This is a genomic window from Klebsiella sp. Ech2A (genome assembly GCF_030078455.1).
Lineage (GTDB): Bacteria > Pseudomonadota > Gammaproteobacteria > Enterobacterales > Enterobacteriaceae > Klebsiella > Klebsiella terrigena.
On sequence record NZ_JAQGFU010000136.1, the window covers coordinates 1 to 11,700 of the forward strand.

Below are 11,700 nucleotides of genomic sequence, written 5' to 3' on the forward strand. Positions count from 1 at the left end.
TTTCGGCCGGGAAATGTCGTCGCTGGTAAACAAAATCTGCCGCTGCAGGTTGCTGACGTGAACATCGTCGTCATCGGCGAGGACCAGCGTACCGACGCCGGCGCCCGCCAGATAGAGCGCCGCGGGGGAACCGAGCCCGCCGAGTCCGACGATCAGCACCCGGCTGGCCAGCAGCTTCTGCTGGCCTTCGATGGCGATATCTTCCAGCATCAGCTGGCGGCTGTAGCGCATAAAATCGCTATCATTCATCGCCTGCTCCCGCCATCTCCAGCAGCAGTGCGGTGGCCTGCTGCCAGTCCGCCGCCTGGGTAATCGCGCTGACCACGGCAATGCTGCCAACGCCGGTGCCGAGAACCGCCGGCGCGCGTTCGAGGCTGATGCCGCCGATGGCCACCGTCGGGTAGTCCTGCAGACGGCTGATATGCCGGGCCAGCTGCTCCAGCCCCTGCGGTGCGGAGGGCATCTGCTTGGTTTGCGTCGGGAAAACGTGGCCTAATGCGACATACGAAGGGCGTGCCGCCAGCGCGACGTCAATCTCCATATCATCATGCGTTGAGACGCCGAGGCGCAGCCCGGCGTTGCGGATCGCGCTCAGGTCCGTCGTTTCCAGGTCCTCCTGGCCGAGGTGCACGCCGTAGGCCTGATGCTTAATGGCCAGCTGCCAGTAGTCGTTGATAAACAGCCGGGCGTGATGCTGACGGCCGAGCGCGATAGCGGCGATAACGTCATCCTCAACGTCGGCCTCGCGCTTATCCTTGATTCGCAGCTGGATGGTGCGCACGCCCGCTTTCAGCAGACGTTCAATCCACGCCACGCTATCCACGACCGGGTAGAGTCCTAAACGAAAAGGGACGGGTGGAAAATCGGGTTGATACATCAGGCTTGCTCCTTACGTAAATAGATTTCGCCGCCGCGGGCGCGGAAGTCCTGCGACATATCGGCCATTCCGCTTTCGATATCCTGACGGGCGGCGTAGTCGCGCACTTCCTGGCTGATTTTCATTGAACAGAATTTGGGGCCGCACATGGAGCAGAAGTGGGCGACTTTTCCCGACTCCTGCGGCAGGGTTTCATCGTGATAGGCGCGGGCGGTGAAGGGGTCGAGGGCGAGGTTAAACTGGTCCTCCCAGCGGAACTCAAAACGCGCTTTGGACATGGCGTTATCGCGGATCTGCGCCCCGGGATTGCCTTTGGCGAGGTCGGCGGCGTGGGCGGCGATTTTGTAGGTTATCAGCCCCTGCTTCACGTCCTCTTTGTTCGGCAGGCCGAGGTGCTCTTTCGGCGTCACGTAGCAGAGCATCGCGCAGCCAAACCAGCCGATCATCGCGGCACCAATGCCGGAAGTGAAGTGATCGTAGCCCGGAGCGATATCGGTGGTTAACGGCCCGAGGGTATAGAACGGCGCTTCGTGACAGTGCTCCAGCTCTTCGGTCATGTTGCGGCGGATCATCTGCATCGGCACGTGGCCCGGGCCTTCAATCATCACCTGCACGTCGTACTCCCAGGCGATTTTCGTCAGCTCGCCTAAGGTTCGCAGCTCGGCAAACTGCGCTTCATCGTTGGCGTCCTGGATCGAGCCGGGGCGCAGACCGTCGCCCAGCGAGAGCGAGACGTCGTAGGCGGCGCAGATTTCGCAAATTTCGCGGAAGTGCTGATAGAGGAAGTTTTCCTGATGGTGCGACAGGCACCATTTCGCCATGATCGAACCACCGCGGGAGACGATACCGGTGAGGCGTTTAGCCGTCAGCGGAACGTAGCGCAGCAGGACGCCGGCGTGGATGGTGAAGTAGTCAACGCCTTGCTCCGCCTGCTCCAGCAGGGTGTCGCGAAACGCTTCCCAGTTCAGATCCTCGGCAATGCCGTTCACTTTTTCCAGCGCCTGGTAGATCGGCACCGTACCGATAGGCACCGGGCTGTTGCGCAGGATCCACTCGCGGGTTTCGTGGATATAGCGGCCGGTGGAGAGGTCCATCACCGTATCTGCTCCCCAGCGGGTTGACCACACCAGCTTTTCGACCTCCTCCTCAATGGACGAGGTGACGGCAGAGTTGCCGATATTGGCGTTAACTTTGACCAGGAAATTACGGCCGATAATCATCGGCTCCGACTCGGGATGGTTGATATTGGCGGGAATAATGGCGCGGCCGGCGGCCACTTCGTCACGAACGAACTCCGGGGTGATGTTGTCCGGCAGATGGGCGCCAAATCCTTCTCCCGGGTGCTGGTGGCGCAGCACTGCGCTACGAATGCGCTCGCGGCCCATGTTTTCGCGGAGGGCGATAAACTCCATTTCCGGCGTAACGATCCCCCGGCGGGCGTAGTGGAGCTGGGTGACGCGGCGGCCTGCGGCGGCCCGCTTTGGCGTCAGCAGGCGGCTAAAGCGCAGCTCATCGAGGCCGTCATCGGCCAGGCGCTGCTGGGTGTAAGCGGAGCTGCGATGGCTGAGCGGCTCGCTATCGTTACGCGCGTCAATCCACGGCTGGCGCACTTTTGCCAGACCCTGATGGACATCGATCGCAATATCGGGGTCGCCGTAGGGGCCGGAGGTGTCGTACACCGGGATCGCTTCGTTGTCTTCATAGCGCGGATTTTCTTTGCCGCCGCCGATAAGCGTGGGGCTGAGCTGGATTTCCCGCATCGGGACGCGAATATTATCCTGCGAACCCTGAATGTAGATACGCTGTGAGTTGGGGAAGACCGAACCTTCAAGAGTGTCGATAAAGCGCTGGGCGCGTTCGCGCTGCTGTCGACGGGTCAGTTTTTCTGTAGACATAGCTCATTCCAGATGAAAAGGAGATGGCTTGTCAGACGACGGATGGAGTAACAGATGCGTTTGGTCCTGGAGGGACGACCGCTCTTTGCAGTTTACTCTTGTTCCCTTCGCAGGTATTAGCCTGATCAGGTTCCGCGGATCCCGAATTAACGGTCTCAGCCTTTTCCGCTTTATCCTTCGCGCTGCCTCTTCGTTGGCTTCGTCCGCTCGCTCCGGTCACTTACTGATGTAAGTTGCTGGAGGTTCACTGACTTGCCACCCTGAGGTATCACGAATGCTTTTTGGAAAATGGGCACTCCGACAAGATAAAACTCCCTCCGGAGAGGGAGAATGTATGTAAACTACTCGTTAACGGCTCACAACTCAAGCAGTCGGCGCGATATTGTCGCTGATGCTGTCTTTCAGGTTATAGGTCACGGCCAGGGCGATCAGCTTATCTTCAAGCGCAAAGCGCGCTTCCAGGGCTTCCCCGATATCCGAGAGCGCCTGCTGGAACTCGAGGTAGTTATCGTGATCGATCGCGTTTTCGAGGCAGGTGTCGTAATAATCCATAATCTGCTGGGTGTTGGCTTCCAGCTGTGGATAGAGCCTGGTGGCGGCCAAAAGTGGCGTATCGCCTTCCATTTCCCCGATAATACGTTCATAAATACTAAAATGACCGGATGAGAGGTAATCCACCAGGCTTTGGCAAAAGTTATCCAGCGCTTTTTCATTAAGCCGCATAAATGACTCTTTGCCGGGTTTCAGGCCAACCAGCTTGTAGTAAGCCACGAGCAAATGCTTACGTACATGCAGCCAGCGATCGACCAGTTCATTACTGCCTCCAACACGTTCCGTTAGGTTTTCCAGCTGGTTTAACATGGTTGACTCCGCAAGATTAAGAAAAATAACGTTGCTCACCAAAATGTAAATATAATGTTAAAAGTGCCAGTAAAACGAAGGTAGTGCAATAGATATGGATCGTATTATTGAAAAATTAGATCGCGGCTGGTGGATCGTCAGTCACGAACAAAAATTATGGTTACCCGGCGGGGAATTACCACACGGCGAAGCGGTAAATTTTAATCTTGTCGGCCAGCACGCGCAGCATATTGGCGAATGGCAAGGCGAGGCGGTGTGGCTGATACGCCAGGATCGTCGGCAGGACATGGGATCGCTGCGGCAGCTGCTGGATCAGGATCCTGGCCTGTTTCAGCTAGCGGGCCGCGGTATTCAGCTGGCCGAGTTTTATCGCTCGCATAAGTTCTGCGGCTACTGCGGGCACCCGATGCACCCGAGCAAAAGCGAATGGGCGATGCTGTGTAGCCACTGCCGCGAGCGCTACTATCCGCAAATCGCGCCGTGCATGATTGTCGCCATTCGCCGGGATGACACCATTCTGCTGGCGCAGCATACCCGCCACCGCAACGGCGTGCATACGGTGCTGGCCGGCTTTGTTGAGGTCGGGGAGACCCTCGAACAGACGGTGGCGCGCGAGGTGATGGAGGAGTGCGGTATTAAGGTGAAAAACCTGCGCTACGTGACTTCTCAGCCCTGGCCGTTCCCGCAGTCGCTGATGACCGCATTTATGGCGGAATACGACAGCGGTGAGATTGTCATCGATCGCAAAGAGCTGCTGGAGGCGGGCTGGTATCGCTACGACGATTTACCGCTTCTGCCGCCGCCGGGAACCGTGGCGCGCCGGCTGATTGAAGATACGGTGGCGATGTGCCGGGCCGACTATGAATGACGTGATACAATGATGGCCTGACGCATTGAAGGAACTGCAAAATGACCGAACTGAAGAACGATCGTTATCTGCGTGCGCTGCTGCGCCAGCCCGTTGATGTGACCCCGGTGTGGATGATGCGCCAGGCTGGCCGCTATTTACCGGAGTACAAGGCCACTCGCGCCGAAGCGGGCGACTTTATGTCGCTGTGTAAAAATGCCGAGCTGGCCTGCGAAGTGACGCTGCAGCCGCTGCGCCGCTATGCGCTGGACGCGGCGATCCTCTTCTCTGACATTTTAACCATCCCGGATGCGATGGGGCTGGGGCTGTACTTTGAAACCGGAGAAGGCCCGCGCTTTACCTCACCGATTACCTGCAGGGCGGATGTCGATAAGCTGCCGATTCCCGATCCGGAAGATGAGCTCGGCTATGTTATGAACGCGGTGCGCACCATCCGCCGCGAGCTTAAAGGTGAGGTTCCGCTGATTGGCTTCTCCGGCAGCCCGTGGACGCTGGCGACCTATATGGTTGAAGGCGGTAGCAGCAAAGCCTTTACCGTGATTAAGAAGATGATGTACGCCGAGCCGAAGGCGCTGCACGCGCTGCTCGACAAGCTGGCCAAAAGCGTCACGCTGTACCTGAACGCCCAGATTAAAGCCGGCGCTCAGTCGGTGATGATTTTTGATACCTGGGGCGGAGTGCTGACCGGCCGTGATTATCAGCAGTTCTCGCTCTACTACATGCATAAAATCGTCGACGGCCTGCTGCGTGAAAATGAAGGCCGCCGCGTGCCGGTGACCCTGTTTACCAAAGGCGGCGGACAGTGGCTGGAGGCGATTGCAGAAACCGGCTGCGACGCGCTGGGCCTCGACTGGACAACCGATATCGCCGATGCGCGTCGTCGCGTTGGCCACAAGGTCGCGCTGCAGGGCAATATGGATCCCTCCATGCTTTACGCGCCCGCAGCCCGTATTGAGGAAGAAGTGGCGACCATCCTTGCCGGCTTTGGTCAGGGAGAAGGCCACGTCTTCAACCTCGGACACGGCATTCATCAGGACGTTGATCCTGCGCATGCCGGCGTGTTTGTGGAGGCGGTACACCGGCTGTCAGCACAGTATCATCGCTAAGGAGCGACTATGGATTTGGCTTCTCTACGTACCCTGCAGCGGGATTTAGCAGAATCGGTCATTCGTGAAGATCGGCTGGATCGCGATCCCCCTCGGCTGATCGGCGGCGCGGACGTCGGGTTTGAGCAGGAAGGAGAAGTCACCCGCGCGGCGATGGTGCTGCTGGCCTGGCCTTCACTGGAGCTGGTTGAATATCAGGTGGCGCGCGTTGCCACCACTATGCCCTATATTCCCGGCTTCCTCTCGTTTCGTGAAACCCCCGCGCTGCTGGCAGCGTGGGAGCTGCTTTCGCAAAAGCCGGATCTGCTGTTCGTTGACGGCCACGGCATTTCCCACCCCCGGCGTCTTGGCGTAGCCAGTCATTTCGGACTGCTGGTGGATGTGCCCACCATCGGCGTGGCGAAAAAGCGCCTGTGCGGCAAATGCGACGCCCCGGGCGACGAGCCGGGGGCGCTGACGGCGTTGATGGATAAAAACGAACAGCTGGCGTGGGTGCTGCGCAGCAAGGTGCGCTGTAACCCGCTCTTTATCAGCACCGGCCACCGGGTTGGCCTGGATAGCGCCCTAATGTGGGTGGAACGCTGTATGAAAGGCTATCGCCTGCCGGAGCCGACGCGCTGGGCGGATGCGGTCGCATCGGAGCGCCCGGCGTTTATCCGTTGGCAAGCAAATCACGGCTGATTCAGGTAAACTGCGGCTAATTTCTGACTTCGAGAATTCATCATGTTACAAAACCCGATTCATCTGCGCCTGGAGAAGCTGGAAAGCTGGCAGCACGTCACTTTTATGGCCTGCTTGTGTGAGCGCATGTACCCCAATTACGCCATGTTTTGCCAGCAAACCGAATTTGCCGATGGCCAGCTGTATCGCCGTATCCTCGATCTGATCTGGGAAACCTTAACGGTCAAAGACGCGAAGGTGAATTTTGATAGCCAGCTGGAGAAGCTGGAAGAGGCGATTCCGGTAGCTGACGACTATGATATGTACGGCGTCTATCCGGCGATCGATGCCTGCGTTGCGTTAAGCGAGCTGATTCACTCGCGCCTGAGCGGCGAAACCCTCGAGCACGCCATTGAGGTGAGCAAGAGCTCCATTACCACCGTCGCGATGCTGGAAATGACCCAGGCAGGTCGTGAAATGACCGACGAAGAGCTCAAAGAAAACCCGGCGGTTGAACAAGAATGGGACATTCAGTGGGAAATTTTCCGCCTGCTGGCCGAGTGCGAAGAGCGCGATATTGAACTGATAAAAGGACTGCGTGCCGACCTTCGTGAAGCCGGTGAGAGCAATATTGGTATAAATTTTCAGCAGTGAGACCAGAAAACGTGATTTACCGCCTGAATTGTAGCGTCTGAAGGCTTCCATTCCGCCCCCCGTCTGGTCTACATTTGGAGGGCGAAAAAAAGTGGCTATCGGTGCGTGTATGCAGGAGAGTGTTTTTCAGCATTTCCGTCGCACTCGGTGCTTAGCAAGCGATAAACACATTGTAAGGATAACTTATGAACAAGACTCAACTGATAGATGTAATTGCGGACAAAGCTGACCTGTCCAAAGCACAGGCAAAAGCTGCCCTGGAATCTACCCTGGCTGCAATTACTGAGTCTCTGAAAGAAGGTGATGCTGTCCAACTGGTTGGTTTCGGTACCTTCAAAGTGAACCACCGCGCTGAGCGTACTGGCCGCAACCCGCAGACCGGTAATGAAATCAAAATTGCCGCTGCTAACGTGCCGGCGTTTGTTTCAGGCAAAGCACTGAAAGACGCAGTTAAGTAAGACCGCGTGGCAGTGTACAGTTTTACCGAAGGGGCCTTTAAGCCCCTTTTGTCTATCTGGCGTCGCACGCTGACGCTGGCAGGCGTACTGTTGCTCACTGCCTGCAGCCATGATTCCTCGCTCCCGCCTTTTACCGCCAGCGGCTATGCTGACAACCAGGGAGCGATGCGTATCTGGCGCATGGATTCCAATGGCGAGGTGCACCTTCTCGCCGCTTTTAGTCCGTGGCGTCACGGCAACACTTCAACCAGCGAGTACCGCTGGCAGGGCGATCGGCTGACGCTGATTGAGCTCAACGTTTACGGCAAGACCACGGAACATATTCGCGCCCGCTTTGATGACCAAGGCGAGCTGAGCTTTATGCAGCGTGAAATTGACGGGCAAAAGCAGCAGCTCTCCAGCGACCAGGTCGCGCTCTACCGCTACCGGGCGACGCAGATCCGCCAGACCAGCGACGCGTTGCGTCAGGGCCGCGTTGTGCTGCGTCAGGGACGCTGGCACGCCGATCGGACCGTCACCACCTGTGAAGGGCAGACCGTTAAGCCCGACCTCGATGCCCGGGCGTTAGCCCATATCGCCCGCCGCCAGGATCACTCCTCCGTCGAGGTCAGCGTGGCGTGGCTGGAAGCCTCCGAAGGTTCGCAGCTGCTGCTGGTGGCAAACGAAGACTTCTGTACCTGGCAACCGCAGGAAAAAACCTTCTAACGCCATACCTGCGCTTCATACTCCGCTGCACCCAACCCGCGTTACCGCACCTGCCGGACATCGCGCCGCCGATCCTTGCAGAACCGCACTCCGCGCGCGCCAAATAAAACGGGCGGCCGCAAAGCTGAGGCCACCCGTTACTAAAGAAGGATGCGTAAATCCGGCAGATGAAGCGATGCCGTTAGCTTTGCTCGCGAGCGATGGCGCGCCAGCCGATATCGTCACGGCTAAAGCTGCCGTTCCAGCGGATATCGGTAAGCAGCTCATAGGCACGCTGCTGCGCCTGGGCCACGCTATCGCCCAGCGCCGTTACGCACAGTACGCGGCCGCCGTTGGTGAGCACGCGCTGGTCGGCAGAAAGCTGGGTGCCCGCATGGAACACTTTGCCATCCGCCGCTTCTTCCTGCGGCAGGCCGAAGATCTCGTCGCCGGTGCTGTAGCTGCCCGGATAGCCGCCCGCGGCCACAACCACGCCGAGAGAGGCGCGGCTGTCCCACTCTGACGTTTTCTTATCCAGCTTGCCGTCGCAGGCGGCGAGGCACAGCTCCACCATGTCCGACTTCATGCGCAGCATGATGGGCTGAGTTTCCGGATCGCCGAAGCGGCAGTTGAACTCGATTACCTTCGGGTTGCCCTGCTTATCGATCATCAGACCCGCGTAGAGAAAGCCGGTATAGGTATTGCCTTCCGCCGCCATCCCTTTGACCGTTGGCCAAATGATACGCTCCATGGTGCGCTGATGAACTTCATCGGTGACCACCGGGGCCGGTGAGTACGCGCCCATGCCGCCGGTGTTAGGACCAGTATCGCCGTTACCGACGCGTTTGTGGTCCTGGCTGGTGGCCATCGGCAGCACGTGCTCGCCGTCAACCATGACGATAAAGCTGGCCTCTTCGCCGTCGAGGAACTCTTCGATAACGATACGGTGGCCCGCGTCGCCGAAGGCGTTGCCTGCCAGCATATCGTTAACGGCGGCTTCCGCCTCTTCGAGCGTCATGGCGACAATCACGCCTTTCCCGGCCGCCAGGCCGTCAGCTTTGATAACGATCGGCGCGCCTTTCTCACGCAGGTACGCAAGGGCAGGCTCAACCTCGGTAAAGTTCTGATACTCGGCGGTGGGGATCTTGTGGCGCGCGAGGAAATCTTTGGTAAAGGCCTTAGAGCCCTCGAGCTGCGCGGCACCTTCCGTTGGGCCGAAGATTTTCAGTCCGGCGGCGCGGAAGGCATCGACGATGCCAATCACCAGCGGGGCTTCCGGGCCGACGATAGTCAGATCGATATTTTCGCGCTGTGCGAAGCTCAGCAGCGCCGGAATGTCGGTCACGCCGATAGCCACGTTCTGCAGCGCGGGCTCCAGGGCGGTGCCGGCATTGCCTGGAGCCACATAAACGGTATCAACCAGCGGCGATTGCGCCGCTTTCCAGCCTAACGCGTGCTCGCGCCCGCCGTTACCAATCACTAATACTTTCATGTGTTACTCCGTGAATTAATGGCGGAAATGGCGCATGTCGGTGAAGATCATTGCGATACCGTGCTCGTCGGCAGCGGCAATCACCTCTTCGTCGCGAATAGAGCCGCCAGGCTGGATCACGCAGCTCACGCCAACTGCCGCGGCCGCATCAATGCCGTCACGGAACGGGAAGAATGCGTCGGACGCCATGGCTGAGCCTTTCACTTCCAGGCCTTCGTCGCCGGCTTTAATCCCGGCAATTTTGGCGGAGTAAACGCGGCTCATCTGGCCTGCGCCTATGCCGATGGTCATATTCTCTTTGGCATACACGATAGCGTTGGATTTGACGAACTTGGCGACTTTCCAGCAGAACAGCGCATCACGCAGCTCCTGCTCGGTTGGCTGGCGCTTGCTGACCACGCGCAGCTCAGCGTTGGTGACCATGCCCAGATCGCGATCCTGCACCAGCAGCCCACCGTTAACGCGTTTGAAATCAAGGCCCGGTACGCGTGAGGTCCACTCGCCGCAGGTCAGGACGCGGACGTTCTGTTTCGCCGCGGCGATTTTCAGCGCCGCCTCGCTAGCGGACGGGGCGATGATCACTTCGACAAACTGGCGGGAGATAATAGCCTGCGCGGTTTCGGCATCCAGCTCGCGGTTGAAGGCAATAATGCCGCCGAACGCTGAGGTTGGGTCGGTTTTATAGGCGCGGTCGTAGGCATCCAGCAGGGAATCGCTTACCGCAACGCCGCACGGGTTGGCGTGCTTGACGATGACGCACGCCGGCTCGCTGAACTCTTTCACGCACTCCAGCGCCGCATCGGTATCGGCAATGTTGTTATAGGAAAGCGCTTTGCCCTGCAGCTGCTGCGCGGTGGCAACGGACGCTTCCTTAATTTCTTCTTCTATATAGAAGGCGGCCTGCTGATGGCTGTTTTCACCGTAGCGCATATCCTGCTTCTTAATGAAGTTCAGGTTCAGGGTACGCGGGAAGCGGCCTGAAGCTTCCTGAGTTTCACCATGATAGGCCGGAACCATGCTGCCGAAGTAGTTGGCAATCATGCTGTCATAGGCTGCGGTGTGCTCGAAGGCTTTGATGGCGAGGTCGAAACGGGTGTCGAGAGTCAGGGAGCCTTCGTTGGAGTCCATCTCTTTAATAATGGCGGCGTAGTCGCTGCTCTTAACAACGATAGCGACATCTTTATGGTTCTTGGCCGCGGAGCGCACCATGGTCGGGCCGCCGATATCGATGTTCTCAACCGCATCTTCCAGCGAGCAGCCTTCACGGGCGACGGTCTGGGCAAACGGGTAGAGGTTAACGACGACCATATCAATAGGAGAGATCGCGTGCTGCGCCATGATCTCATCATCCTGACCGCGACGACCCAGAATGCCGCCGTGCACCTTCGGATGCAGGGTCTTAACGCGTCCATCCATCATTTCCGGGAAACCGGTGTAGTCAGAGACTTCGGTTACCGGCAGGCCTTTCTCCGCCAGCAGGCGTGCGGTACCACCCGTAGAGAGTAGCTCAACACCACGAGCGGAAAGAGCCTGCGCGAATTCGACGATACCGGCCTTATCAGAAACACTGAGCAGGGCGCGGCGGACTGGACGACGTTGTTGCATGGTATTAAATCCCCAGGATTTGAATATTACAGAGAGCGTTAGGTGAGTTTTTGCCTAAAAACTCACCTAACGCACCCAACCGGGCGTCCGTGTCATAGCGCGGCATTGTAACGAAAACGTTTGCGCAACGCTCGCGAATTTTTATCTTTCTCTTTGCAGAGTGAAATCTTTCCTTATCTCTCCTTATAGAAGGGCGCTGCGACGGCCTTTACAGAGAAGGATCGCCGACTGTCTGTGGATAATTCTGTGCGTAACAGGGTATAAACCGGGGTTTTGCTGGGGAATGCAGCAGTCAGTCATTTTTCTGCAATTTAACTATTGCGGGCGCTCGAGAACTCCCTATAATGCGCCTCCATCGACACGGAACAACGGCAAACAAGCCGCCGGGTTGAAAGAGAAAACTTCTGAAATTGAGGGTTGACTCTGAAAGAGGAAAGCGTAATATACGCCACCTCGCAACGGTGAGCGAAAGCCGCGTTGCACTGCTCTTTAACAATTTATCAGACAATCTGTGTGGGCACTCAAAGTGACATGGATTCT

The 11,700-nt window shown here is 58.0% G+C and carries 12 protein-coding genes; 6 read left to right on the top strand and 6 right to left on the bottom strand.

Going from position 1 to position 11,700, the window contains the following annotated elements:
* From PFH44_RS19670 to PFH44_RS19685, 4 genes are all read right to left on the bottom strand, one after another.
* A partial coding sequence (locus PFH44_RS19670; protein WP_283825889.1) for a HesA/MoeB/ThiF family protein occupies positions 1–249 on the bottom strand: 249 nt, incomplete at its 3' end.
* Complete coding sequence (gene thiE, locus PFH44_RS19675; protein WP_283825890.1) at positions 242–877, bottom strand: thiamine phosphate synthase; 636 nt, start codon at positions 875–877, stop codon at positions 242–244. The genes thiE and PFH44_RS19670, both read right to left, overlap by 8 nt.
* Positions 877–2,772 (bottom strand): phosphomethylpyrimidine synthase ThiC, encoded by a 1,896-nt coding sequence (gene thiC, locus PFH44_RS19680; protein ID WP_283825891.1) that lies wholly within the window; start codon positions 2,770–2,772, stop codon positions 877–879. The genes thiE and thiC overlap by 1 nt, the downstream gene beginning before the upstream one ends.
* A 363-nt stretch (positions 2,773–3,135) precedes the next feature.
* Complete coding sequence (locus tag PFH44_RS19685) at positions 3,136–3,633, bottom strand: Rsd/AlgQ family anti-sigma factor (protein WP_045858030.1); 498 nt, start codon at positions 3,631–3,633, stop codon at positions 3,136–3,138.
* A 94-nt stretch (positions 3,634–3,727) separates the two neighbouring features.
* On the opposite strand from PFH44_RS19685, the gene nudC reads away from it, so the two are divergent.
* The 6 genes from nudC (at position 3,728) to PFH44_RS19715 (ending at position 8,084) form a co-directional block, all read left to right on the top strand.
* Positions 3,728–4,501, top strand: coding sequence for an NAD(+) diphosphatase (gene nudC, locus PFH44_RS19690; RefSeq protein ID WP_283825892.1), 774 nt, complete (start codon positions 3,728–3,730; stop codon positions 4,499–4,501).
* A gap of 41 nt (positions 4,502–4,542) precedes the next feature.
* Complete coding sequence (gene hemE, locus PFH44_RS19695) at positions 4,543–5,607, top strand: uroporphyrinogen decarboxylase (RefSeq protein ID WP_041143555.1); 1,065 nt, start codon at positions 4,543–4,545, stop codon at positions 5,605–5,607.
* Between the two features lie 9 nt (positions 5,608–5,616).
* Positions 5,617–6,288 carry a deoxyribonuclease V gene (nfi, locus tag PFH44_RS19700; RefSeq protein WP_133601481.1) on the top strand — a complete coding sequence of 224 codons (672 nt, stop codon included), beginning with the start codon at positions 5,617–5,619 and terminating at the stop codon, positions 6,286–6,288.
* A 42-nt stretch (positions 6,289–6,330) separates the two neighbouring features.
* Entirely contained in the window at positions 6,331–6,921 is a 591-nt protein-coding gene (locus PFH44_RS19705; RefSeq protein WP_045858034.1) for a YjaG family protein, read from the top strand.
* Between the two features lie 185 nt (positions 6,922–7,106).
* Entirely contained in the window at positions 7,107–7,379 is a 273-nt protein-coding gene (gene hupA / locus PFH44_RS19710) for a nucleoid-associated protein HU-alpha (RefSeq protein WP_004097675.1), read from the top strand.
* 12 nt (positions 7,380–7,391) lie between these two features.
* Entirely contained in the window at positions 7,392–8,084 is a 693-nt protein-coding gene (locus PFH44_RS19715) for a DUF1481 domain-containing protein (RefSeq protein ID WP_045858041.1), read from the top strand.
* 181 nt (positions 8,085–8,265) lie between these two features.
* On the opposite strand, the gene purD is transcribed toward PFH44_RS19715, so the two are convergent.
* Complete coding sequence (gene purD, locus PFH44_RS19720; RefSeq protein ID WP_283825893.1) at positions 8,266–9,555, bottom strand: phosphoribosylamine--glycine ligase; 1,290 nt, start codon at positions 9,553–9,555, stop codon at positions 8,266–8,268.
* A 15-nt stretch (positions 9,556–9,570) separates the two neighbouring features.
* Positions 9,571–11,160, bottom strand: coding sequence for a bifunctional phosphoribosylaminoimidazolecarboxamide formyltransferase/IMP cyclohydrolase (purH, locus tag PFH44_RS19725; RefSeq protein ID WP_283825894.1), 1,590 nt, complete (start codon positions 11,158–11,160; stop codon positions 9,571–9,573).
* Positions 11,161–11,700: the final 540 nt, after the last annotated feature.

Excerpts from the sequence above, each read along its gene's own strand:
- thiE (WP_283825890.1), bottom strand. The coding sequence starts at position 877 with ATGTATCAACCCGATTTTCCACCCGTCCCTTTTCGTTTAGGACTCTAC.
- thiC (WP_283825891.1), bottom strand. The coding sequence starts at position 2,772 with ATGTCTACAGAAAAACTGACCCGTCGACAGCAGCGCGAACGCGCCCAG.
- PFH44_RS19685 (WP_045858030.1), bottom strand. The coding sequence starts at position 3,633 with ATGTTAAACCAGCTGGAAAACCTAACGGAACGTGTTGGAGGCAGTAAT.
- nudC (WP_283825892.1), top strand. The coding sequence starts at position 3,728 with ATGGATCGTATTATTGAAAAATTAGATCGCGGCTGGTGGATCGTCAGT.
- hemE (WP_041143555.1), top strand. The coding sequence starts at position 4,543 with ATGACCGAACTGAAGAACGATCGTTATCTGCGTGCGCTGCTGCGCCAG.
- nfi (WP_133601481.1), top strand. The coding sequence starts at position 5,617 with ATGGATTTGGCTTCTCTACGTACCCTGCAGCGGGATTTAGCAGAATCG.
- PFH44_RS19705 (WP_045858034.1), top strand. The coding sequence starts at position 6,331 with ATGTTACAAAACCCGATTCATCTGCGCCTGGAGAAGCTGGAAAGCTGG.
- hupA (WP_004097675.1), top strand. The coding sequence starts at position 7,107 with ATGAACAAGACTCAACTGATAGATGTAATTGCGGACAAAGCTGACCTG.
- purD (WP_283825893.1), bottom strand. The coding sequence starts at position 9,555 with ATGAAAGTATTAGTGATTGGTAACGGCGGGCGCGAGCACGCGTTAGGC.
- purH (WP_283825894.1), bottom strand. The coding sequence starts at position 11,160 with ATGCAACAACGTCGTCCAGTCCGCCGCGCCCTGCTCAGTGTTTCTGAT.